Annotated in this window: 19 protein-coding genes and 1 rRNA gene; 4 read left to right on the top strand and 16 right to left on the bottom strand. The window is 65.6% G+C overall.

All coding sequences use genetic code 11. The features are described 5' to 3' along the window. The 8 genes from NCCP691_RS03535 to NCCP691_RS03500 all read right to left on the bottom strand — a co-directional run. A 16S ribosomal RNA gene (locus NCCP691_RS03535) occupies window positions 1–116 on the bottom strand; the annotation flags it as partial. A 482-nt stretch (window positions 117–598) separates the two neighbouring features. After that, window positions 599–784 (bottom strand): hypothetical protein, encoded by a 186-nt coding sequence (locus NCCP691_RS03530; RefSeq protein ID WP_220806862.1) that lies wholly within the window; start codon window positions 782–784, stop codon window positions 599–601. Between the two features lie 72 nt (window positions 785–856). Next, window positions 857–2266 (bottom strand): efflux transporter outer membrane subunit, encoded by a 1410-nt coding sequence (locus NCCP691_RS03525; protein WP_220806861.1) that lies wholly within the window; start codon window positions 2264–2266, stop codon window positions 857–859. A 19-nt stretch (window positions 2267–2285) separates the two neighbouring features. Further along, window positions 2286–5483, bottom strand: a complete 3198-nt coding sequence (locus NCCP691_RS03520; RefSeq protein ID WP_220806860.1) for an efflux RND transporter permease subunit — start codon at window positions 5481–5483, stop codon at window positions 2286–2288. Continuing rightward, window positions 5480–8560 (bottom strand): efflux RND transporter permease subunit, encoded by a 3081-nt coding sequence (locus NCCP691_RS03515; RefSeq protein ID WP_220806859.1) that lies wholly within the window; start codon window positions 8558–8560, stop codon window positions 5480–5482. The genes NCCP691_RS03520 and NCCP691_RS03515 overlap by 4 nt, the downstream gene beginning before the upstream one ends. Before the next feature lie 60 nt (window positions 8561–8620). Continuing rightward, a complete protein-coding gene (locus tag NCCP691_RS03510) occupies window positions 8621–9904 on the bottom strand; it encodes an efflux RND transporter periplasmic adaptor subunit (RefSeq protein ID WP_220806858.1) in 1284 nt (427 codons plus the stop codon). Between the two features lie 168 nt (window positions 9905–10072). Then, window positions 10073–10774, bottom strand: coding sequence for an RES family NAD+ phosphorylase (locus NCCP691_RS03505; protein WP_238482288.1), 702 nt, complete (start codon window positions 10772–10774; stop codon window positions 10073–10075). Then, complete coding sequence (locus tag NCCP691_RS03500; protein WP_220806857.1) at window positions 10752–11126, bottom strand: antitoxin Xre/MbcA/ParS toxin-binding domain-containing protein; 375 nt, start codon at window positions 11124–11126, stop codon at window positions 10752–10754. The genes NCCP691_RS03505 and NCCP691_RS03500 overlap by 23 nt, the downstream gene beginning before the upstream one ends. 112 nt (window positions 11127–11238) lie before the next feature. On the opposite strand from NCCP691_RS03500, the gene NCCP691_RS03495 reads away from it, so the two are divergent. Genes NCCP691_RS03495 through NCCP691_RS03485 form a run of 3 tightly spaced genes read left to right on the top strand, consistent with a single transcriptional unit; the run spans window position 11239 to window position 14436 of the window. Beyond that, a complete protein-coding gene (locus tag NCCP691_RS03495; protein WP_220806856.1) occupies window positions 11239–12270 on the top strand; it encodes an SDR family oxidoreductase in 1032 nt (343 codons plus the stop codon). Window positions 12271–12307: 37 nt separating this feature from the next. Continuing rightward, window positions 12308–14170 (top strand): ATP-binding response regulator, encoded by a 1863-nt coding sequence (locus NCCP691_RS03490; protein WP_220806855.1) that lies wholly within the window; start codon window positions 12308–12310, stop codon window positions 14168–14170. 29 nt (window positions 14171–14199) lie between these two features. Next, window positions 14200–14436, top strand: coding sequence for a DUF3072 domain-containing protein (locus tag NCCP691_RS03485; RefSeq protein ID WP_220806854.1), 237 nt, complete (start codon window positions 14200–14202; stop codon window positions 14434–14436). Window positions 14437–14469: 33 nt separating this feature from the next. On the opposite strand, the gene NCCP691_RS03480 is transcribed toward NCCP691_RS03485, so the two are convergent. The 3 genes from NCCP691_RS03480 to NCCP691_RS03470 form a co-directional block, all read right to left on the bottom strand. Then, window positions 14470–14742 (bottom strand): hypothetical protein, encoded by a 273-nt coding sequence (locus NCCP691_RS03480; protein ID WP_220806853.1) that lies wholly within the window; start codon window positions 14740–14742, stop codon window positions 14470–14472. A gap of 103 nt (window positions 14743–14845) precedes the next feature. Continuing rightward, window positions 14846–15424, bottom strand: coding sequence for a chromate transporter (locus NCCP691_RS03475; RefSeq protein WP_220806852.1), 579 nt, complete (start codon window positions 15422–15424; stop codon window positions 14846–14848). Beyond that, the gene (locus NCCP691_RS03470; protein ID WP_220806851.1) at window positions 15421–15996 is read right to left on the bottom strand and encodes a chromate transporter; all 576 of its coding nucleotides are present in this window, start codon (window positions 15994–15996) and stop codon (window positions 15421–15423) included. Before NCCP691_RS03470 ends, NCCP691_RS03475 begins: the two co-directional genes overlap by 4 nt. A 138-nt stretch (window positions 15997–16134) precedes the next feature. Here NCCP691_RS03470 and NCCP691_RS03465 point away from each other — a divergent pair, with 138 nt between their 5' ends. After that, window positions 16135–16320 carry a DUF1289 domain-containing protein gene (locus NCCP691_RS03465; RefSeq protein WP_220806850.1) on the top strand — a complete coding sequence of 62 codons (186 nt, stop codon included), beginning with the start codon at window positions 16135–16137 and terminating at the stop codon, window positions 16318–16320. Here NCCP691_RS03465 and cls read toward each other — a convergent pair. The 5 genes from cls to glnA form a co-directional block, all read right to left on the bottom strand. Next, window positions 16317–17579 carry a cardiolipin synthase gene (gene cls / locus NCCP691_RS03460; protein ID WP_373870319.1) on the bottom strand — a complete coding sequence of 421 codons (1263 nt, stop codon included), beginning with the start codon at window positions 17577–17579 and terminating at the stop codon, window positions 16317–16319. The genes NCCP691_RS03465 and cls overlap by 4 nt on opposite strands. Before the next feature lie 132 nt (window positions 17580–17711). Continuing rightward, complete coding sequence (gene ntrC / locus NCCP691_RS03455) at window positions 17712–19256, bottom strand: nitrogen regulation protein NR(I) (RefSeq protein WP_220806848.1); 1545 nt, start codon at window positions 19254–19256, stop codon at window positions 17712–17714. A 51-nt stretch (window positions 19257–19307) separates the two neighbouring features. Then, window positions 19308–20387, bottom strand: a complete 1080-nt coding sequence (glnL, locus tag NCCP691_RS03450) for a nitrogen regulation protein NR(II) (RefSeq protein ID WP_220806847.1) — start codon at window positions 20385–20387, stop codon at window positions 19308–19310. Window positions 20388–20476: 89 nt separating this feature from the next. Next, window positions 20477–20974, bottom strand: coding sequence for a DUF4124 domain-containing protein (locus NCCP691_RS03445; protein WP_220806846.1), 498 nt, complete (start codon window positions 20972–20974; stop codon window positions 20477–20479). A 162-nt stretch (window positions 20975–21136) separates the two neighbouring features. After that, a complete protein-coding gene (gene glnA, locus NCCP691_RS03440; RefSeq protein WP_220806845.1) occupies window positions 21137–22552 on the bottom strand; it encodes a type I glutamate--ammonia ligase in 1416 nt (471 codons plus the stop codon). Between the last annotated feature and the right edge of the window lie 258 nt (window positions 22553–22810).

Genomic DNA, 22810 nt, shown 5'->3' with positions numbered 1-22810 from the left:
TGTTACTCACCCGTTCGCCACTCGCCGCCAGGATTGCTCCCGCGCTGCCGTTCGACTTGCATGTGTAAGGCATGCCGCCAGCGTTCAATCTGAGCCAGGATCAAACTCTTCAGTTCAATACCTGTTTTGTGCCCTCTCGGGCAGGTTCCGTAGAACCGTCGCTCACTCAAAATACTGACAGGTAGTTCTCTTGCGATTCCTACCTATATTTTGTGCGAGCACTTGATTACTTTTTAGCTTCGACGATTGCTCGCCTACGCACCGTACCAAGTACCCACACTTATCGGCTGTTACTTGTTAAAGATCTGCTTGCCGACGAAGCGTCGTGTTCGTCCGCTGACCATCCCTATCTGTGGTCCGCGCTATGGAAATCAAGGACTTCCTTCGCACTTTTCGCGCTTCACGCACCGAGCGTTTCGGCTCGTTTGTTTGTCGTGCTGCGCGACGGGAGGCGAACTATAGCGAAGACAAAGACCTTGTGCAAGTGCCCGCGCAAAAAAAATTCGTTTTTCTTTTTGGGAGTGCGGAGCGCGCGTGAGGAGTGGGGAAAATGAAAAGACAAACTGTTCACGCCGGCACGCGCCGGCGTGTTGTAGCATCAATGCTTTCGTTCAACCTTGTCCTGTTCGGGACGAATCTCATCGAGCTTCCCGGGCAACTCCTCGGGCTGCACCCCGGTCGGCAGTCCGATGTCTTCAGTAGAGATGACGTCTTTTTCCGTACGCACAGGATGTGGTCCGGCTGCATCTGCCGGTGACTGATTTGCAGGTGTTGATCCGCTCATGTTTGTCTCCTGAAAAATCGTATGAGTGCCGGACCGGGGCGATGTTCCGGCCGGCGGCTCATTTGCCAATTTTCAAGGGGAATCGCCGCCGCTCGTCCAGCCGCCGCCAATGGCCTGGATCAGCGCGACCGCGGCAGTCTGGCGGTCGGTCTGGGCCTGCGCGAGTGCACGGCGGGCATTGAGGGCGGTGGCCTGTGCGGTCACCACTTCGGTATATCCGACCTGGCCGGCGCGGTAGCGGTTGAGCATCTGCTGCTCGTTCAGATCGGCGGCGGCTGACGCTTGCTGCCGGTATTGGAGTTGCTGCGCGAGAACCTGGGAAGCGGTGAGCTGGTCCTCTACGTCCTGCAGGGCTGCAAGCACGGTCTGACGATAACGGGCGGCGGCCTGCGCGTGAGCGGCTCTGGCCGCGTCCACATTTGCTTTCGTGGCGCCGGCGTCGAACAGGGCCTGGGCAGCGGAGACGCCGAACGACCAGAGTGTGGACGAGGCGCTGAACAGATTGCTCACGCTGCCGGCGGCCGTGCCGTAGGAAGCGCTGAGACCGAAACTCGGGAAGTATCCGCTGCGGGCAATGCCGATCTGCTCGTTGGCCGCGGCAACCCGGCGCTCGGCAGCGGCGATGTCCGGACGCCGGAGCAACAGTGTCGACGGCAGGATTGCGGGCACCGGCGGCACCTGGGGCGCATAGTCGGCCATCGGCAGAGAGAAGGCGGCCGGGGCCTGGCCTGTCAGGACCGCGATCGCATGTTCGCGCTGAGCACGCTCGCGCGTCAGCCCTGCTTCATCCGCGCGGGCATTGGCCAGCTGGGTCTCTGCCTGGAGCACATCCGTGCGGGGGGCAATGCCGGCTTCATAGCGATTGCGCGCGATCTGCAGTACGCGCTCGTAACCGGCGATGGTGTCGCGCAGCAGGCGAATCTGAAGATCGGCAAGGCGTACGCCGAAGTAATTCGCAGCAAGCTCTCCCTGCGCCGCCAGCCGCGCCGCGGCGAGGTCGGCCGCGCTCGCTTCGGCGCTGGCGCCCGCGCTGCTGACCCCGGCGCGCAGCCTGCCCCAGACGTCGGGCTCCCAGCTGGCGCCTATGCCCACCTGGTAGGAAGACGCGCTGCCCGACGTCACACTTGCACCGCCGCCGCGGCTTCCTCCGGAGCGGCCGGCATCGCCGTCGAGCGTCACCAGCGGAAACAGGCCCGACCGCTGCTGGCGCACAGCGGCGCGCGCCTGATCGTAGGCGGCGGCGGCAGCAGCCACGTTCTGATTCGACACTTCGACGCGTGCAATGAGCTGATTCAGCACACCGTCGCCGAACACATTCCACCACGCGCCCCGCTCCACCTGCCCCGCGTCGGCCGCGGGCACCCATCCGGGCGCTGCCTTGAATTGAGCCGGCATGGGCTGGGGCGGCGGTTCATAAGCGGGCGCCAGCGCACAACCCGCAAGCACGGTGCTGAGCAGGAAAACTGGGATGGTTCGTGTCATTCGGATCATTCGGCTTTCATCAGGCAGAGGAAACGGAGCCCTCGTCGCGCGCAAGCGCACGCTCGTTCGCGGTGCGGCGGCGCAGCTTGTCGAGCATGAGATAAACAACCGGCGTGGTGAGCAGTGTCAGCAACTGGCTGGCGATCAGTCCGCCGATGATGGCGACGCCGAGAGGCCGGCGCAGCTCCGAGCCTTCACCGAAACCGATGGCGAGCGGCAAGGCGCCGAGGGCGGCGGCGAGCGTGGTCATCAGGATGGGACGGAAGCGCAGCAGGCAGGCCTCGCGCACGGCGGCGAGGGAGGAAAGTCCGCGCGCGCGTTCGGCTTCGAGCGCGAAGTCGATGATCAGGATGGCGTTCTTCTTGACTATGCCTATCAGCAGGAACACGCCGATCAGCGCGATCACCGAGAACTCCATCTTGAACAACATCAGCGCAAGCACCGCGCCCACGCCCGCGGAGGGTAGCGTGGACAGCACGGTGATCGGATGCACGAGGCTTTCGTAGAGTATGCCGAGCACGATGTAGATCACGACAAGGGCGGCGGCGATCAGCAGCGGCTGCTGGTTCTGCGATTCCTGGAAGCTGCGGGCGGTGCCTTCAAAACTGCCGCGTACGCTGGTCGGCATGCCGATCTCCGCTTCCGCCGCACGCAGCGCGTTCTCGGCGTCGCCCAGGGTGCTGCCGGGCGCGAGGTTGAAGGAGACCGTGGTCGCCAATTCCGCATCTTCATGGAATACCGAGGCAGGCGCCGGGCGCTCGCTGAAGCTGGCGAACGCGGAGAGCGGCACCATGGTGCTGGCCGTGGTGTTGAGCGCCTGGCCGCTGGATGGATCGCGCAGCGCGGGATTGACGGTGGTGCCGGCGGCAGATGTCCCTGCGGCGGGGGCGGCGCGCACCGGGACATGGATATCCTTGAGCGCCTCCGGGCTGTTGGCGTAGCGCGGCGCCACTTCCATGATGACGCTGTACTGGTTGAGCTCATCGTAGATGGTGGCCACCTGCCGCTGTCCGAAGGCGTTGTAGAGCGCGTTGTCGACGTCGCGGGAGCTGATGCCGAGCCGGGCGGCGGCGTCGCGGTCGATCCTGACATAGGTCTCGACGCCATTCTCCTGCTGGTCGGTATCGACATCGACCAGTGCCGGCTGGCGCTTCAGGGCGTCGGCCAGCCTCACGGCCCAGAGCTTGAGGTCGGCGCTGCTGTCGCTCTTGAGCGTGTACTGGTAGGTCGAGCTCGACTGGCGGGCGCCCATCCGAAGGTCTTGCACGGTGTTCAGGAACACCGAGAGGCCGGTGACCTGCGCCAGTTGCGGCCTCAGCCGCGCGATCACCGCTTGGCCGCCCTCGTCCCGTTCCGCCCTGGGCTTGAGGTTGATGAACATGAAGCCGCCGCCGGCGCGCCGCCCGCCGGTGAAGCCAACCACGGTATCGACTGCAGGATCGCGCCGGATGATGTCCACCAGCTGCTGCAGCTTGCCCTGCATGGCCTGGAAGGAGATGCTGCGATCGGCACGCAGAAAGCCGTTGATCTGCCCGGTATCCTGCTGGGGGAAGAAGCCTTTTGGCGCGGCCATGAACAGCCACACATTAAGTCCGATGACGGCGGCCAGGATGGCCATCACCATCGCGCGGTGCGCCAGCGCCCAGTCGAGGCTGTGCGCGTAGGCGTGATGCATGCGGTCGAAGCCGCGCGCAAAGAACGATGAAATCCTGCCCGGCGCACGCTCCGGCTTGCCCGGCTTGAGGAGCCACGCGCACATCATCGGCGTCGTGGTCAGTGAAATCAGCATCGAGATCAGCACCGCGGCCGACAGCGTGACGGCAAACTCACGGAACAGGCGTCCGAGCTGGCCGCCCATGAACAGCAGCGGAATGAACACCGCGACCAGCGACAGGCTGATCGACAGCACGGTGAAGCCGACCTCTCGCGCGCCGAGCAGTGCGGCCTTGAAACGGTCCATGCCCTGTTCGATGTGGCGGGCCGTGTTTTCGAGCACGACGATGGCGTCGTCGACGACGAAACCGGTGGCCACCGTCAGCGCCATCAGGCTCAGGTTGTTGAGCGAAAAGCCCAGCAGATACATGACACCGAAAGTCGCCAGCAGCGAGACCACGGTGGCGACCGCCGGTATCACGGTGGCGCGCAAGCTGCGCAGGAAGGCGCTGACGACCAGCACCACCAGCACGATGGAGAGCAGCAGCGTGAATTCGATTTCTTCCAGCGAGTTGCGGATGGAGCTGGTCCGGTCGGAGGCGACCTGCAGCCGCACGTCCTGGGGCAGCAGGGCCTGCAGTTCGGGCAACAGCGCGCGCACGCCGTCGACGGTTTCGATGACATTGGCGCCGGGCTGCTGGGTCACCAGCACGATCACGGCGGGCTGGCCGTTGAAAAGACCCACGGTGCGGCTTTCTTCGACACTGTCGATAACTTCGGCGATGTCTTGCAGCCGCACCGCCGCTCCATTGCGCCATGCGACCACGAGACCGCGGTAATCGGCCGCGGTCTTGTTGCCCTTGCCCGCCTGGCTGTAGATCTGCAGGCGACGACCTTCGGCCTCGATTGCACCCTTGGGACGGTTGGCGGTGCTCGCCTGCAGGGCGGCGCGCACGTCTTCCATACTCACGCCGTAGCGGTTGAGTGCGAAGGGAATCAGCTCCACGCGGACCGCCGGCAATGACCCGCCACCGATCTCGACGTCGCCCACGCCCGGCACCTGCGCCAGCTTCTGCTGGATGAGGTTGGAGACTTCGTCGTAGATCTGCCCGGGCGATCGGGTGCGGGAAGTGAGCGCGAGGATGATGACCGGAGAATCGGCGGGATTGACCTTGCGATAGGTCGGATTGCTGCGCAGCGTGGCCGGCAGATCGGCGCGGGCGGCGTTGATTGCCGCCTGCACTTCCCGCGCGGCGGAGTCGATCTTGCGATTGAGATCGAACTGCAGGGTGATGCGCGCCGATCCGTTGCCGCTGTTGGAGGTCATTTCGTTGACCCCGGCGATGACGCCGAGACGGCGCTCGAGCGGCGTGGCGACGCTGCTTGCCATCGTGTCCGGGCTGGCGCCCGGCAGCGAGGCGCTGACCGAGATGGTCGGGTAATCGACCTGCGGAAGAGGCGACACCGGCAGGACGAAGAACGCGGCAATGCCGGCCAACGCAAGCCAGAGGGTCAGCAGGACGGTCGCGACGGGACGCCGGACGAAGGGTGCGGACAGGTTCACGCGGGCGCCTCCCCTGCCGCACCCGCGCGGCGACGGCGCCCGAGACGGTCGAAGGCGAGATAGATGACCGGCGTGGTGAACAGCGTGAGCACCTGGCTCACCACGAGGCCGCCGAATATCGACAGGCCGAGCGGCCGGCGCAGCTCGGCGCCCTCGCCCCAGCCGAACATCAGCGGCAACGCCGCGAACAGGGCTGCCAGCGTCGTCATCAGGATCGGGCGAAAGCGCAGCAAGGCGGCCTGGTATATCGCCTCGCGCGGCGATTTGCCTTCATTGCGCTCGGCGTCGATGGCGAAGTCGATCATCATGATCGCGTTCTTCTTGACGATGCCGATCAGCAGGATGATGCCGATGATGCCGATCACCCCGAGGTCCTGGCCGCTGACCCACAGCGCGAGGAGCGCACCGACGCCCGCCGACGGCAGCGTCGACAGGATCGTGAGGGGATGGATGTAACTCTCGTACAAGACGCCGAGCACGATATAGACGCACACCACCGCCGCCAGGATCAGCCAAAGCTGGTTCGTCAGCGAGGCCTCGTAGGCGCCGGCGGCGCCGAGGAAGCTCAGGCTGAGCGTGCCCGGCATGCCGATCTCGCGCGCGGCCTCGCGCACCGCATCGACCGCCTCGCCGAGGGAGACGCCGGGCGCGGTATCGAAACCGAGGGTGGTCGCGGGGAACTGCGCGACATGGGTGATCTGCAGCGGCGCGGGACGTTCCTCGACGCGCGCCACCGCGGACAGCGGGGTGGCGGTGCCAGAGCCGGTGCGCAGCGGCAGCAGGCCGAGGGATTGCGGCGTGCTCAGCAGGCCGGGGCGCGCCTCCAGAATCACACGGTACTGGTTGGTCTCGGTGAAAATGGTGGAGACGATGCGCTGGCCGAAGGCGTTGTACAGCGCATCGTCGATCGTCGCCGCGGTGACCGACAGGCGGGAGGCGGTATCGCGGTCGATATCGACGAATGCCGCCACCCCGGTGGCGCCGGCGTCGGTGACGACGCTGCGCAGGGCCGGCATGTCGCGCATGCGGTCGGCGAGGCGACCTGCCCATTCGACCACGGTGGCATTGTCCGAGCCTTCGAGCGAGACGCGGAACTGGGTGGGCCCGCTCTCGGCATCGATGGTCAGGTCCTGCGTCGGCTGCAGGTAGAGCGTGAGGCCGGCGATGCGGCTGACGTTTTCGCGCAGGCGCGCCATCACCTCGTCCTGGTCGATGCCGCGCTCGCGCCTGAGATTGATGAGCATGCTGCCGGTATGCAGCATGGTGTTGTTGGCCGCATCGACACCGACCACCGAGCTCAGACTCGCCACGGCGGGATCGGCGAGCACCGCCTGCGCCGCCTGCTGCTGGAGTTCCGCCATGCGTTCGAAGGAGACGGCCTGGCCGGCTTCCACCCGCGCGCGCAGCTGCCCCGTGTCCTGGACGGGAAACAGTCCTTTCGGCATCCAGATGTAGAGCAGGACCGTGAGCACCAGCGTCAGCAGCGCGACGAGCAGCGTGACGCCCTGGCGCGCCAGCACCGCCTGCAGGGCCAGGTCGTAGCGATGCACCATGCGGTCGAACATGCGCTGCAGCCGGCCCTGGCCATGGGCGAGATCCGCGCCACGCAGCCAGCGCGCGGACATCATCGGCACCAGCGTCAGGGACACCAGGCCGGAGATCAGGATCGTGATCGCCAGCGTAACGGCGAACTCGCGGAACAGGCGGCCCACCACGTCACCCATGAACAGCAGCGGAATCAGGACCGCGATCAGCGACACCGTGAGCGAGATGATGGTGAAGCCGATCTGGGTCGCGCCCTTGATTGCCGCGCTCATGGGCTTCTCGCCCTTCTCGATGTAGCGCGCGATGTTTTCAATCATCACGATCGCGTCGTCGACAACGAAACCGGTGGCGATGGTGAGCGCCATCAGGCTGAGATTGTTCAGGCTGTAACCGAGCAGGTACATCACGCCGAAGGTGCCGATGAGGGAGATCGGCACGGCGAGGCTGGCGACGACGGTGGCGCGCAGATCATGCAGGAAGGCGAAGATGACCAGCACCACCAGCACCACGGCGAGGATCAGTTCCATCTGCACGTGTTCGACGGAGGCGCGGATGCCGGTGGTGCGGTCGCTCAGCACCTCGACCTTCAGCGACGCCGGCAGGCCGGACTGCAGCTCCGGCAGCCGCGCCTTGATCGCGTCGACGGTGGCGATGACGTTGGCGCCCGGCTGACGCTGCACATTGAGGATGATCGCCGGCTTGTCGTTGGCCCAGGCGCCCAGCCTGAGGTTTTCCGCGCTGTCGATGACCTGCGCGACATGCGACAGGCGCACCGGCGCGTTGTTGCGCCAGGCAATGATCAGGCCGCGGTAGTCGTCCGCCGTCAGCAGCTGATCGTTCGCATTGATGGTGTATGAGCGCGTCGGACCGTCGAAACTGCCCTTGGCGCCGTTGGCATTGGCCGCGGTGATCGCGGTGCGCACCGTGTCCAGCCCAAGCCCGTAGGACGCGAGCGCTTGGGTGTCGACCTGTATGCGCACGGCGGGGCGCTGGCCGCCGCTGAGGGTGACCTGGCCGACGCCGGACACCTGGCTGATCTTCAGGGCGAGGCGGGTGTTGACCAGGTTCTGCACCTCGGTCAGCGGCAATTCGTCGGAGGTGATGGCCAGGGTCAGCACCGGCGCGTCGGCCGGATTGATCTTGGCGTAAACCGGCGGGGCGGGCAGGTCCGCGGGCAGCAGCGAGGCGCCGGCATTGATCGCGGCCTGCACCTCCTGTTCGGCGACGTCGAGGGTCTGGCCGAGGCCGAACTGCAGCGTGATGATGGAAACCCCGGCGGCGCTGGTCGAACTCATCCGCTGCAGGCCGGACATCTGGCCGAACTGCCGCTCGAGCGGTGCGGTGACCGTGCGGCTCATGACTTCCGGGCTGGCGCCGGGATACAGCGTCTGCACCTGTATCGTCGGAAAATCGACTTGCGGCAATGCCGACAGGGGCAGGAAGCGGAAGCCGATGAGGCCGGCGAGCACGATGGCCAGCATCAGCAGCGATGTGGCCACCGGGCGCTGGATGAAGGGCCGTGAGGGACTCATGGATCGATTGCTTTCCGGTTGAGGAAGGACGCCGCGCGGTGCAGACGGCGCCGCAACGGGTTATTGGGGTGCGGCCTGGGCACGGCGACGTTCGCCGCGGGCCTCGCCGCCGGCGCCCTTGCCGTCGGCGCGGGGAGCGCCCTGCCCGCGGTTCTCGCCCGGCAGGGTGACGCTGGCGCCGTCCTTGAGCCGGTCGGCGCCCTCGGTCACGACCTTTTCGCCGGGCTGCAGGCCTGACAGGATTTGCACCCGGTCGGCGGTGGCCTGGCCGCGCCTGACCGGCCGCAGCGCAACCTTGCGCTCCTCGGTATCGACGACATACACGTAGTCGCCGCTGCCGCCATGGCGCACGGCGTTGACCGGCACCACCAGCGCGCCCTCTATCGTACGCAGCAGCAGCCGCGCGTTGACGAACTGGCTCGGGAACAGCGCCGACCTGGCATTGGTGAAACGCGCCTTGGCCTTGACGGTCCCGGTCTGCGGATCGACCTGGTTGTCGAGCGCGAGAAACTTGCCGGTGTCCAGTACGTCGATGCGGCCGCGGTCGAGCGCCTCCACCCGCAGTTCGGCCCCCTCCTCGAGGCGCGCGCGCAGCGCCGGCACCAGGTCCTGCGGCAGGGCGAACTCGACGTCGATCGGCGATACCTGGGTGATGTCGGCAATGCCATTGGCATCGCTGCTGCTGACGAGGTTGCCGACATCGACCGTGCGCAGGCCGACGCGGCCCGTGATCGGCGCCGTGATGCGGGTGTAGCTGAGATTGAGGCGCGCCGTGCTTTCCGCGGCGCGGTCCATCGCCACCGTACCCTCGAGCTGCTTGACCAGCGCGGCCTGGCTGTCGACTTCCTGGCGCGCAATCGAATCCTGCTCAAGCAGGGTCTTGTAGCGCGCCAGGGTGACGCGCGCGTTCTCGAGCTGCGCCTCGTCGCGCTGGCGCTGGCCGGTCGCCTGCATCAATGCGATCTCGAACTGGCGCGGATCGATGGTGGCCAGGAGCTGGCCGGAGCGCACCATCTGGCCCTCGGTGAAATGCACCTGCTGCAGCACGCCGGAGACCTGAGGCCGCACCGTCGCCACCGCGCTCGCGGTCACCGTGCCGAGCGCTTCGACGATCACCGGGATGTCCTGTTGCTCGACGGTGGCAATACCCACCGTGGTCGGCGGCGGGCCGCGCCTGCCGCCCGGCCCGGCGCCCTGCGGCGAGTTCGACTGCTGCACCAGGTACCAGGCAAGGCCGCCGAGCAATGCCAGCACCAGGACGGCGATGACACTGCCGACCAGGGATTTGCGGCGAGATACGGGGCGATGCGCTGTGTCGGGCGGGGGCGGAGTTTGTCGATCCATCGGGTCTTTCGGGTTGCTGTCGGTGGCCATGCCGGCGGACCGGGGTGGACATGCAGAAACCGGGCCGGGCATGCAGATGGCCGCAATATTGCCTGATTGATGTATCCCGCGCTTGTCGCGCCCCCGCGGTTTTGTATCGTAATGTCCGTTTGCTTGCCAGAACAGCCACTAATCCCAGCCCTCGGTCGGGAATTCGAAAGCATCGGCCTCGAAAATGCTGTCCTGCTGCCAGATCACGCGGCCGCGGCCCACGCTCAGTATCCAGGTCTGGCTGCAGACCGGTTCCGGACGGGAGAAGGCGCCGGGCTCGAGCACTGCGACGCACATTCCGCCGGCCCTGTCGCGCACCGATTCATAGCGGATCATCTGCACGCCCTGCTGCCGCAACTCGCGCGCCAGCGCCTGGCAGTGTGAATAATCCGCCGGGTCCATCCATTTTTTACGCTGCGCGCGCCAGGGCGCTCTGCTCAGGTCGACCGCATTGCCTTCGAGTTGCACCTGGAACAGGGTCTGCTGGATCGGGTCGAGCATGTCGAGTTCGCTTTCCATCAGAAAGCGCCAGCGCCAGTAGCCCAGCTCCGCGCATGCCGTACGGCGCTCGTCGGCGCCGTAAAACACCCCGGGATCGTCCGCCGCGCGGAAACGGGAACCGCGCGGCAGCGGCGGATAGCGGAACGGGGTAAACAGCAGCCAGTGCAGATGGCGCGCCTCGGGCGGCAGCGGGGGCTTGGATTCTTCGAGTATCTGCTCCAGCAGGTGCTGCTCTTCCAGCGTGTCGACCAGCTTCATGGTCGCCGCCTTGTGCTGCGCCTCGACCGCCCGCCACGCCTGCAGCGCGATCAGGCGCTCAGATGCGGCCACGGTAGGCATCGAGATAGGCGAGGACGCGGACAATGCCCTCGGTCCTGGTCAGCAGATCGAGCGGGCGCGCGTTGAGCGCCTTGTTGTGCGACTGCAGCCAGCGGCGCGCGTTTTCTCCGTGGCCCACGATCGCGTCCAATGACCGGAATACCCGGACGAACAGGACGGCAAAGTCCCATTCCTTCTCGCGGGAGCGGCTGAGCAGGTAACTGCCGTTGTACAGGCGGGAGGCGGTCGCGGGACTGATACCGAGAATGCGCGCCATGGTGGCCTGGCTGATGCCGAGCAGGTCGGCGGCACGCAGCAGGGCTTGCGACAGCACGCTTTCGGCCTGGTCCGATGTCTTGGGACGGGTATTCATCACGCTCCTTTGATTCTCCGGAAAGAATAGGACACAAATCTTTCCACAGCAAGGAAAATGGCGAAAAACATGGCATGTTTTTCGCTGAACCGGCGGTTTTCCGGAGACCTCCATGCCCTTTCGACCGAAACCGCTTTCCGAGCAGGTCCTCGTCATCACCGGCGCCACCAGCGGCATCGGTCTTTCGACCGCGCGGGCGGCGGCCAGGCGCGGCGCCCGCCTGGTACTGTGCGCACGCAGCGCCCAGGCGCTCGAGACGCTGTGCGCGGAGCTGCGCGCACGGGGCTGCGAGGCGGTCGGCGTGGCGGCGGACGTGGGCAGCCGGAAAGATATGGAGGATCTCGCGGCGCGAGCGCATGAGCGGTTCGGGCGCGTCGATGCCTGGATCAACAATGCCGGCGCGGGCATCTTCGGCCGCGTGACCGAGGTCAGTCCCGCCGACCGCGCACGGCTGTTCGATACGGTGTACTGGGGCGTGGTGCACGGCTCGCTGGCCGCCATGCCCCTGCTGAAGGCGCAAGGCGGCATCCTGATCAATGTCGGCAGCGCCTTCGCCGACCGTGCGGCACCGTTGCACGGCTACTATTCGGCTGCCAAGCACGCGGTCAAGGCCTGGACCGAGGCCCTGCGCATGGAACTGGAACAAGCGGGGGAGGCTGTCGAAGTCTGCCTGGTGACGCCGGCCGCGATCGACACCATGTTCTCCGTCCACGCCCGCAATTACCTGGATCGCATCCCGAAGCTGCCGCCACCCCAGTACGCGCCGGAGACCGTGGCCCGCGCCATCCTGTTTCTGACGGAACATCCGCGCCGCGAAATGCGGGTCGGATCGACGGCGAGAATGCTCGCGATCGGATCGCGCCTGAGCCCGCGCCTGGTGGACCGCATGATGGAACTGCTGATGTTTCGCCTGCAGAAAACAAGCATGCCCGCTTCGTCCGGCGGACCCGACGCGCTTTACCAGCCGCGCGACGAACTGCAGGAACGCAGCGGCCGTACCGCCCTGGTGCGGGAGTACAGTTTCTACAATGCCATCGCCCGCCATCGCGGCGCCGCGCTGCTGGCCGGCGCCGCGCTTATCGGCGGCAGCCTGTGGGCGGCACGGCGACGCCGGTTGCCGGTTCCCTCTGCCGGCATACAATAGCGAACGCGCAGCCCGCGCGGCCACCCGTCCCGAGTCCGTGCCAACTTCCTTCGACGCCTTCACGCAAAACCTGGACCGCCTGCTCGGCACGCCGGCGCGGCCGGCCTCCCTGCAGGTGCGCCGCGTGCAGTTGCGGCTGCTGCGCAAGAAAATCAGCCCCCTGCGGGCGCTGGTCGCCGTGCCCTTCGCCACCCTGCTCTGGGTGGTCTTTTACCTGCACACCGGGTCGCTGACCGTCCTGCTGTGGGCCGGAATGGTGTGTGCCTCCTCGCTCTTCAGCTATCTGGAATGGAAACGGCTCGACCGCCGCGGCCCGATCCCCGACCACCTGCTCGCGCACGAACTGCAGATCCGGTCGCGCCACATCATGCGTCACATCTTTCTGCACGGTGTGGCATGGGGGCTAGCGCCCTGGCTGCTCGGCCCGGGCGCCGACCTGGCCTATCGCGCCTGGCTGACCGCCTATCTGATCGCGGCGCTGTCGACCGGCGCGGCGATGCTCTCCACACATCGCCAGGCGGTTGCCGCCTTCTGCCTGCCGCTCGGCGCCGGACTTGCCAGCTACTATCTTTGGCTGGGTGGCGTCGGCTGGGCGCTCGCCGCCGCGCTGCTGCTGCACCTCGCCGTCTGCCTGCGCTGGACCTTCCAGCAGTCGGACCAGCTGGTGGACTCCCTGACCGCCCGCTTCGAGAAGGAAGAACTCGCGCGCAGGCTCACGCAGCAGGTGGACCTGGTGGAAGCGGCCAACCGTGAGAAGAGCCGCTTCTTCGCCGCGGCCAGCCATGACCTGCGCCAGCCGATGCACGCGATTTCGCTGTTCACCGCCGTGCTGGAACGCTCCCGCTTCGACCCGCCGGCCGGCGAGACGGTTGCGCGCCTGGCGCATTCGGTCCGCATCCTGAGCGATTCGCTCGACTCCATGCTCGATGTATCGCGGCTGGATGCGGGCGCCGTACAGCCCCAGCCGCGGCCGCTGGCCGTGCATGAACTCTTTCTGTCGCTGCACACGACCTACTCCGCGGCGGCGGCCGAGAAGGGACTGCAGCTGCGCCTGCGCGCGCCGGGCGAGCTGATGGTGATGAGCGACGCCAGGCTGCTGGAACGTCTCCTCGGCAACCTGATCGACAATGCGATCAAATACACGCGCGAGGGCGGTGTTCTGGTCGCCGCTCGCGCCGGCGCCTGGCGACGCCATCCAGGGAAGGTGTGCTTCGAAGTGATCGACACCGGCATCGGCATCGCCCCCGAACACCAGCAGCGGGTGTTCGACGAGTTCTACCAGGTCGACAATCCGCAGCGCGACCGCTCCTTCGGTCTCGGTATCGGGCTGTCCATCGTGCGCCGCCTGTCGGGACTGCTCGGCCACCCGGTCCTGCTGGAATCCCGCCCGATGCGCGGCACCCGCTTCCGGGTGCTCGCGCCGAACGCGCGGCCCGAGACGGCAGCGCCCGCCGTCAGCACGCCGCTGGCCCTGCCCAACGAACAGCAGCTGCCGCGAAACATCCTGGTGCTCGACGACGAGGAGGACAATCGACACGCCATGGCTGCGCTGCTGACTTCATACGGCTGCAGGGTCAGCAGCGCGGGGACCGTCGCGCAGGCGCAGGAGATGCTGGCGCGGATACGCTTTGACATGGTGATTGCGGATTTCAGATTGCCCGGCGCGCGCAACGGCCTCGAGTTCCTTCTCGCACTGCGGGAAACGGCGCCCTCGCTGAGCACGCTCCTGGTCACGGGCGAGACCGGTTCGGAGCGCATCGCGGAAATCAAGGCGAGCGGCCTGCCCTGCCTGTACAAGCCGGTGCGCGCCCAACACCTGATGGCCGCGCTTGCCGCCAGCTTTCCACGTGTTCACGACGCCATCCAGGGGGAACAATCCGTCCTGCCCGTCGATCACTAGGGAGTGAACACCCCCGCGAGGAGCGCGACATGGACAAGCACACCCAGGAGCAGGCTGGCAACAGCAACATGATCAAGGATCCGAAGGACTGGACGACCGGCGACGAACCCATGACCGGCGCGCAGAAGTCCTATCTGAAGACCCTGTCAGAGGAAGCCGGCGAAGAGATGGATGAAAACCTGAGCAAAGCGGACGCATCCAGGCGTATCGATGAATTGCAGCAAAAGACCGGCCGCGGACAGCCGGATAACGACGCCCGGCACTGAGGGTTGCAGCCAGGGGGCAGGCCTGGCCACTTCTCACAGCCTGATCACCAACGCATAAAGATCGAGCGCACCCAGAGCCGCGTTCAGGACCAGCAGCCCCCGATCGCGCAGCCGCAGCGAGTGCAGCACCAGGACGGCATGTCCGAGGAGGAAACCTGCAAAAACCACTGGCGACGAGGCGCTGGCAGGCAGCACCGAAATCATGACCGCGCCGCCGATCAGCAGGATGTTCGCAAGCCACAACAGCATGACGGCGCGGGCCGGGCGAGCGTCCCGCTCCGTCATCACACGATTGAATTCCTTCATGCCGCTCCCTTGAAGATCCCATCCCACGGCCTCCGCTTTGCCAGCAGGCCGGCGAGCACGTGTGTGGAACCGGAGCCCGGATGGTTCCGTCGGGCGGACCGTGTCAGACGATGCCGAAAGCGCCGAGCAGCGCGCCGGCGCCAAGCAGCCACAGCAAATGCAGGCGCGTGCGCCAGACAATCACTGCAACCGTGACGGTGAGCAGCCAGAGCGGCCAGTCGCGCGCCGGGTCGCCGTGGGCGCTGGCGAGGATCCAGCCGGTCGCGATCATCAGCGCGATCACCACCGGCGCCATGCCCTGCTTGAAAGCGCGCACCGAGCGCAGGTGGCGATTGCGATGACCCCAGCCGGCGGCGAGATAGGTGAGCGTGGCGCTGGGGAGCATGATGCCCACCATGGTCGCCAGCAGGCCGAGGAAGGCCTGCGGAATGCCGCCCGCATTGAGTCCGACATTCCAGCCCATGAGGGCGACAAAGAGCACGTTGGGACCGGGTGCCGCTTGCGCGATCGCGATCGACGCGGTGAACTGGGCATCGGTCAGCCAGCGCTGCTCATCCACCAGGTAGCGGTGCATGTCGGGCGTCACGCTGATCGCCCCGCCGACGGCCAGCAGCGACAACGACAGGAACTGGCTGAACAGCGCGAGCCAGTCTTCCCAGCCGAGTGCAAGCTGCAGCGTCATGGCGAGACCTTCCGATAGGCGATGACGCAGGCGATCAGTCCGAGCGACGGCAGCACATACATCAGCGGCCAGCGCAGCAGGGCAATCGCGGCAAAGAACGCAATGCCGAGCATGGCGGACAGCGATTTGCCGAGCACATTGTTTTTGAGCGCCGGAATCAGCTTCAGGCCGGTGGCGATGATCAGGCCCGCCGCCACCGCGCCCATGCCCCGCAGCGCGCCTATCGTCATCGGATGATCCGCGAACCGCGCATAAACCAGCGCCAGCAGGATCAGCACCATCATCGGCAGGGTGAGCATGCCGGCCAGCGCCGCGAGCGCGCCGCGCAAGCCGAAACTGCGGGCGCCGATCATCAGTGAAATGTTGACCACGTTCGGTCCCGGCATGATCTGCGCGACGGCCCAGTCCTCCAGGAACTCTTCCTGAGTGAGCCAGCGCTTGCGCTCGACGAGCTCCCGCTGCACGACGGCGAGCACGCCGCCAAAGCCCTGTAATGCGAGGAGGGTGAATGAAATGAACAGGTCGGCCGGCGACTTGGGGCGCGGCCGGTCTTCGGGTATGTCGGAAACCATGGAACAGCTCTTGCGGGGAAGCGGCTATCTTACTCCTGTTGCAACCCGGCCGCCGGGCCTCCGGCGGTGTCGCCTCTGCATCACGAGCCCGGACACTGCCCACTGATTTCGCCTATCATTGGCGTTTTGAGGCGTCCCATGCAGAAACCCAACCGTCCCGACACGCCCTGTGTCGCCGTCTGTTCCACCACCTTCGACGAGATTTGCCGCGGCTGCGGGCGGACCGTGGACGAAGTCGCCCAATGGGTTTTCATGAGCGACGAGGAGAAGGAACGGATCTGGGTGCGCATCACCTCGCAGGGCTATCCCCGCCGCAATACCTAAAGCTGCTTGCCGAGCAGCGAGGTCGCGTGCTCGACCGCCTTCTGCTGCAGCGGCCGGTGCCGCCACTGATCCAGGTCGACACGCCGCGCCCGTTGCAGGTCGCGCTCGAACACCCCGGTCATCATCCCGGCAAAACCCTCGTCGTAAATGTTCAGGTTGGCTTCGTCATTGAGGCGGAATGACCGGTTGTCGAAGTTGGTGGACCCGGTCGACACCAGGTAGCCGTCGATGATCATCACCTTGCAGTGGAACATGGTCGGCAGGTACTCGTATATCTCGATCCCGGCTTCCAGCAGGCGTCCCCAGCGTGCGCGGGAGGCGCGGCGCACCATGATCGTATCGATGTACTTGCCCGGCGTAATGATGCGCACCTTCACGCCGCGCAGCGCGGCATCGACGAGCGCGTCGACGGCCAGCGCATCCGGGACGAAGTAGGCGCTCGACAGCAGGATGCTTTCCTGCGCGGCGGCGATCGCCAGCAGATACATCAGGTGCATGCTCTCGCTGCCACCGGTCGGCGAACTGCTGAACATCTGCGCCGGCAGATCGCCTGCCGGTTCGAGCCTCGGGAAATAGTCGGCGGAGTGCAGGACCCGCCCGGTCGCCTTGACCCAGTTGTCCATGAATACCGCCTGAAACTTGGACACCACCGGCCCCTCGACCCGAAAGTGCGCATCGCGCCAATGATCCTCATCCTGCGCATTGCCGAGCCACTGGTCGGCGATGCCGACCCCGCCCGTAAAGCCCAGCCGCCCGTCCACCACCAGCAGCTTGCGATGGGTACGGTTGTTCATGCGTCCCAGGTGGTACCAGCGCGGCTGGTGGTAGCGTTCGACTTCCACGCCGTCCCGCTTCATCCGGTCGAGCAGTTCGGATTCCATGCGCACGCTGCCCGCCCAGTCCAGCAGGACGTGCACCCGCACACCGGCCTGCGCGCGCTCGCGCAGCGCTTCGGCAAGCGCCCTGCCGATCGTGCCGGACCAGTAGATGAAGGTTTCGAAGGTGATGGTCTTTTGCGCCGACCGGATCGCGTCGAGCATCGCAGGGAAGATGCGGTCGCCGTTCTCGAGGTATTCGATGCGGTTGCCTTCCTCGATGCCGGGACCGAGCAGCACGCCCATCGAACGCAGGAACTGGGGGTCGCGTACCCCGTAGAGGGTCTTGAGGCGGGACACGACCTTCTTCTCGCCTTCGGCCAGGTTCAGCGCCAGCAGCGTCAGTCCCAGTGTCGCAGAGACAGCGATGCCGAGATCGAGGATGCTGAACTTGTTCTTCACGCTGGCGACGGCTGCAGGAAGTGGTAGGGAACACCGGAATCATAGGCGCGCCGCCGCCGCGCGCCTTGCGTTTCCCGAAGCTTTCTGCTTGACGGCCCGCGTCGGCCCGTCGCCTTACTCCTCCTTGGCGCCGTCTATCCCGAGTTCGTGAATCTTGCGGGTGATCGTATTGCGGCCGATGCCGAGCCGTACCGCGGCGTCATTCTTGCGGCCGTGCGTATGCCGCAGCGCGGTCTTGATCAGCGCCGACTCGAACTGCCGGCCCAGCGCATCCATCACCTCCGGCTGGCCCGCGGCGAGCATGCTGGCGGCCTCGCTTTCGAGCAGCGCGATCCAGCCCGCCTTTTCGGGCCTGGCGCTGCCGTTGAGGTCGGGCGGGGGGACCGCCGGCGACGCGGTCACCGCAACCGGCAACGGGTAGCCCGGGATGTCGGGCGTCGCGTGGCCGGGCGCGGGCGCCGGAACCGATACCGACACGGGAGCGACGGCGGCCGGCGGATATTCATGGCCGTGGGTGAGGTCGGCGGGCAGGTCCTTGATCTCGACCGTCTGCCCCGGCGCCATCACGGTGATCCAGTTGCACAGGTTTTCCAACTGGCGGACATTGCCCGGCAGGTCGAGGCTGGCGAGGAAGTGCATCGCCGCCTCCGACATGCGTTTGGCTTCGACGCCCAATTGTCTGGCACTCTGCGCCAAAAAGTGGCGCGTCAGCAGGGGGATGTCTTCGCGCCTCTCCCTCAAACTGGGCAGACGCAGCCTGATGACATTGAGCCGGTGGTACAAGTCCTCGCGGAACAGCCCTTCCCTCACGCGCTGTTCGAGGTTCTGGTGCGTAGCGGCGATCACGCGCACGTTCGCCTTGAGCGGCTGGTGTCCGCCGACGCGATAGAAGTGGCCGTCGGAGAGCACGCGCAGCAGGCGCGTCTGCAGGTCGAACGGCATGTCGCCGATCTCGTCGAGGAACAGGGTGCCGTTCTCGGCCTGCTCGAAACGGCCGCGCCGCATCGCCTGCGCCCCGGTGAAGGCGCCCCGCTCATGGCCGAACAGCTCGGACTCGAGCAGGTCCTTGGGAATCGCCGCCGTGTTGAGCGCGATGTACGGTTGCGCGGCGCGCGGGCTGTGCTTGTGCAGCGCACGCGCGACCAGCTCCTTGCCGGTGCCCGACTCGCCCGTGATCAGCACCGTCACATTCGATTGCGACAGTCTTCCGATCGCGCGGAACACGTCCTGCATTGCGGGCGCCTGGCCGAGTATCTCCGGGGTCTCGGCAGCGGCCTGCTCGACGCCCGATTCGCGCAGGCTTTCTTCGAGCGCGCGCCGGATCAGCTCCACCGCCTTGTCGATGTCGAAAGGCTTGGCCAGGTATTCGAAGGCGCCGCCCTGGAATGCGGCTACCGCTGAATCGAGATCGGAGAAGGCCGTGATGACGATGACGGGCAGGCCCGGATGCCTGGCCTTGACCGCCTGCAGCAGCTCGAGCCCGGACTCGCCGGGCATGCGGATGTCGGAGACGAGCACCTGCGGCACGCTGGACTGGAGCGCATCGAGCGCTTCGCGCGCATTCGAAAAGCTCCTGGTCGCCAGGTTCTCCCGGGCGAGCGCCTTCTCCAGTACCCAGCGAATTGACTCGTCGTCATCAACAATCCAGATTGGCTTCATATGTCAGTCGTCAGCGCCCGTCGTTTGGCTTTATCGAAATCCGGCTGCCTGTCAGGGCAGCGGGATCAAAATCCGGAAGTCCGTGCATCCCGGCCTGCTCTCGCATTCAATCACGCCCATATGCTGCTGCACGAATGTCTGCGCCAGCGTGAGACCGAGTCCGCTGCCGCCCTCCCGCCCCGATACCAGCGGGTAGAAGATGCGGTCCTGGATATCGGAGGGGATGCCTGGCCCGTTGTCGATGATATGCAAGTCTAATGCCAGCCTGTAACGAACTTTGGCCAGAGTCACCTGGCGCGCCACCCGCGTGCGCAAGGTGATCTGCGCGTCGCCCTCGGCGATGCGGGACGACAGCGCCTGGGCCGCGTTGTGCGCGATGTTGAGTACCGCCTGGATCAGCTGCTCCTTGTCGCCCCTGAACTCGGGGACCGACAGATCGTAGTCGCGCTTGATGGTCAGACCGACCGGGAATTCCGCGACGATCAGGCTGCGCACCCGCTCGCACACTTCATGGATGTTGACGTCGCCGACGATGTGCGGACGGCGGTGGGGCGCCAGCAGGCGGTCGACCAAGGTCTGCAGCCGGTCGGCTTCCTTGATGATCACCTGCGTATATTCGCGCAGTTCCTTGAGCTGCCGCTCCGGCAGTTCAAACTCGAGCAGTTGCGCGGCGCCGCGTATGCCGCCGAGCGGATTCTTGATCTCGTGCGCGAGGTTGCGGATCAGCTCCTTGTTCAGCTGGCTCTGGTCGAGCAGCCTTTCCTCGCGGTCGAGCTTGAGCTGCTTGACGTTTTCCCTCAGCTCGATGAGTACCGGCGTGTCCGGGTTGTCGAGCGCGGTGACGATCACGTGCACCTGCAGCGGCTCGCGCCCGGCGCGCTCCAGCGTCAGGTCCAGCCGCTTGTCGGCGAAGCGGTGCTGCACCGCCTCGCCGAAGACATCGACCAGGTGCTCGCCGTTGAGGAAGAGGTCTTCCAGCTTCTGGTTGGCGAGCGTCTTGAACGAATGCTCGAACAGATTCTCGGCCGCGGCATTGGCATACCTGACCCTGCTCTCGGCGTCGAGGATGATGACCGCCGAGGACAGCAGGTCAAGGCCGTCATAAATGTGGGTCGGTGTTTTCACATGCATTTGAAAGTTGAAAGGGCCGCTCGTGGCGGCCCGATAATGCAAGCGTCATACCCGGTGCTGCTCGTCGCGGGGCGCGGCCACCCCGCACATTATTTCAGATTCGCGATCTCCCGCCGCAGGGCTTCGACATTCTTTTCGGCGCGCGTGATGTCGTCCTTCATCGCCGCCACCCGCTCCTGGTACTTGGCGTAGTTGCGCTCGTCGCCGCGCCGCTCGGGTTCGCCGTTGTTGTACTCCTTCCGGAGATTGGCGAGCTTCTGCTCCTCGCTCTTCATCTCGTCGAGCAGGATCTGGCGACGGTCGTTGTCGCGGGTCTTCTGGGTTTCGCCGTCGACCTTGGGGAAGTCGGGCGCGGGGTTGGACGGCTTGGCCGAGGCATTCTGCACCACCGGCTTCCTGGCCACGGACGGCGGCGCGGGGATCATCGTGATCCCCGGCAGGTCGACCTTCTTGCAGCCCTTGGTGGCGCCTGTGTTCTTGTACTCTCTCTTGCCGTTCTCGTCGATGCAAAGGAAGACTTCGCTCTGCGCCCACGACTGCCCGCAGGCGGAGGCAAGCAGCATCAGGGCGATCAGTGAATGTTTCATAATTTCCTAAGAGAAACTAAACACGCGGGTAGTTAGTTTAGGTGAAGTCGCCCGGCGTGACAAACCACCCGACTCTGAACGCAACGCCGCGCAACAGTTCCCCAAAGAAAAACGGGGAAGGCCGAAGCCTTCCCCGCTTGCTCTTCTGAAGCCGAACGCCGATTACAGCGAGTAGTACATGTCGAACTCGATCGGATGCGTCGTCATGCGGAAGCGCTGGACTTCCTGCATCTTCAGCTCGATGTAGGCATCGATCATGGTGTCGCTGAACACGCCGCCGCGGGTCAGGAACTCGCGGTCCTTGTCGAGGTGCTCGAGCGCCTGTTCCAGCGAGGAGCAGACGGTCGGGATCTTCGCGTCTTCTTCCGGCGGCAGGTGGTACAGGTCCTTGGTCGCGGCTTCTCCCGGGTGGATCTTGTTCTGCACGCCGTCCAGACCTGCCATCAGCAGGGCGGAGAAGCACAGGTACGGGTTGGCCAGGGGATCCGGGAAGCGTGCTTCGACGCGGCGGCCCTTCGGGTTGGCCACGTGCGGGATACGGATCGAGGCGGAACGGTTGCGTGCCGAGTAGGCCAGCTTGACCGGCGCTTCGAAGCCCGGCACCAGTCGCTTGTACGAGTTGGTGCCCGGGTTGGTGATCGCGTTCAGCGCGCGTGCGTGCTTGATGATGCCACCGATGTAGTACAGCGCGAACTCGGACAGGCCGGCGTAGCCGTCGCCCGCGAACAGGTTCTGGCCATCCTTCCAGACGGACTGGTGCACGTGCATGCCCGAGCCGTTGTCGCCGACCAGGGGCTTCGGCATGAAGGTCGCGGTCTTGCCGTAGGTGTGGGCGACGTTCCAGATCACGTACTTCATGTTCTGGGTCCAGTCGGCACGCTCGACCAGGGTCGAGAACTTGGTGCCGAGTTCGTTCTGGCCGGCGCCTGCGACTTCATGGTGGTGCACTTCAACCGGGATGCCCATCGCTTCGAGGATGAGCGACATTTCCGAACGCATGTCCTGGAAGCTGTCGACCGGGGGAACCGGGAAATAGCCGCCCTTGACGGTCGGACGATGGCCGGTGTTGCCGCCTTCGAGCTCCTTGCCGGTGCTCCAGGAGGCCTCTTCCGAGCCGATCTTGACGAAGCAGCCGGACATGTCGATCTTCCAGCGGACGTTGTCGAAGATGAAGAATTCGGGTTCCGGGCCGAAGTAGGCGGTGTCGCCCAGGCCGGTGGACTTCAGGTAGGCTTCGGCGCGCTTGGCGATGGAGCGCGGGTCGCGGTCATAGCCCTTGCCGTCGGACGGCTCGATCACGTCGCACTGCATGAAGAGGGTGGTCTCTTCCATGAACGGATCGATGTTGGCGGTATTCGGGTCCGGCATCAGCAGCATGTCGGAGGCTTCGATGCCCTTCCAGCCGGCGATCGACGAACCGTCGAACGCATGGCCGGACTCGAACTTGTCCATGCCGAACTGCGAAACGGGTACGGTTACGTGCTGCTCCTTGCCTCGGGTGTCAGCAAAGCGAAAATCAACGAACTTGACTTCGTTTTCCTTCGCCATCTTCAAGACGTCTGCGGCCGTCAATGCCATGCGAATCTCCTAATGAGCTAGTAGGTGTACAGGGTGAATGCTTGTTTGGTTTGAGCCGACCTGTTCGTCGTTGCGGGGTACCGCGGATGCGCCGAAGTGCGACCAGAACACAGCGGGGCATGATAGCAGATTCCATGCCACCAATTTGAGTTAAAACAACTTCCACTGCACCGTGATGAAGCGTGCATCTTCGCGGGAATAATGAGCAGTTGAAATGAAATTGGCGGCAGGCGATGACAAAGCGGCACGCCCTTTCCT

The organism is Noviherbaspirillum aridicola (assembly GCF_019656455.1).
Taxonomy (GTDB): Bacteria; Pseudomonadota; Gammaproteobacteria; order Burkholderiales; family Burkholderiaceae_D; genus Noviherbaspirillum; species Noviherbaspirillum aridicola.
The sequence above is the reverse complement of the archived record's forward strand: the minus strand, read 5'-3'. Positions and strand labels throughout refer to the sequence as shown.

What these genes read in the sequence shown, in the direction of transcription:
- NCCP691_RS03500 (WP_220806857.1), bottom strand. Translation starts at nt 11,126, where the DNA reads ATGAATACCCGTCCCAAGACATCGGACCAGGCCGAAAGCGTGCTGTCG.
- NCCP691_RS03525 (WP_220806861.1), bottom strand. Translation starts at nt 2,266, where the DNA reads ATGACACGAACCATCCCAGTTTTCCTGCTCAGCACCGTGCTTGCGGGT.
- NCCP691_RS03475 (WP_220806852.1), bottom strand. Translation starts at nt 15,424, where the DNA reads ATGACGCTGCAGCTTGCACTCGGCTGGGAAGACTGGCTCGCGCTGTTC.
- NCCP691_RS03465 (WP_220806850.1), top strand. Translation starts at nt 16,135, where the DNA reads ATGCAGAAACCCAACCGTCCCGACACGCCCTGTGTCGCCGTCTGTTCC.
- NCCP691_RS03505 (WP_238482288.1), bottom strand. Translation starts at nt 10,774, where the DNA reads ATGCCTACCGTGGCCGCATCTGAGCGCCTGATCGCGCTGCAGGCGTGG.
- NCCP691_RS03510 (WP_220806858.1), bottom strand. Translation starts at nt 9,904, where the DNA reads ATGGATCGACAAACTCCGCCCCCGCCCGACACAGCGCATCGCCCCGTA.
- NCCP691_RS03515 (WP_220806859.1), bottom strand. Translation starts at nt 8,560, where the DNA reads ATGAGTCCCTCACGGCCCTTCATCCAGCGCCCGGTGGCCACATCGCTG.
- ntrC (WP_220806848.1), bottom strand. Translation starts at nt 19,256, where the DNA reads ATGAAGCCAATCTGGATTGTTGATGACGACGAGTCAATTCGCTGGGTA.
- NCCP691_RS03530 (WP_220806862.1), bottom strand. Translation starts at nt 784, where the DNA reads ATGAGCGGATCAACACCTGCAAATCAGTCACCGGCAGATGCAGCCGGA.
- glnA (WP_220806845.1), bottom strand. Translation starts at nt 22,552, where the DNA reads ATGGCATTGACGGCCGCAGACGTCTTGAAGATGGCGAAGGAAAACGAA.
- NCCP691_RS03480 (WP_220806853.1), bottom strand. Translation starts at nt 14,742, where the DNA reads ATGAAGGAATTCAATCGTGTGATGACGGAGCGGGACGCTCGCCCGGCC.
- glnL (WP_220806847.1), bottom strand. Translation starts at nt 20,387, where the DNA reads ATGCATGTGAAAACACCGACCCACATTTATGACGGCCTTGACCTGCTG.
- NCCP691_RS03470 (WP_220806851.1), bottom strand. Translation starts at nt 15,996, where the DNA reads ATGGTTTCCGACATACCCGAAGACCGGCCGCGCCCCAAGTCGCCGGCC.
- NCCP691_RS03495 (WP_220806856.1), top strand. Translation starts at nt 11,239, where the DNA reads ATGCCCTTTCGACCGAAACCGCTTTCCGAGCAGGTCCTCGTCATCACC.
- NCCP691_RS03485 (WP_220806854.1), top strand. Translation starts at nt 14,200, where the DNA reads ATGGACAAGCACACCCAGGAGCAGGCTGGCAACAGCAACATGATCAAG.
- NCCP691_RS03445 (WP_220806846.1), bottom strand. Translation starts at nt 20,974, where the DNA reads ATGAAACATTCACTGATCGCCCTGATGCTGCTTGCCTCCGCCTGCGGG.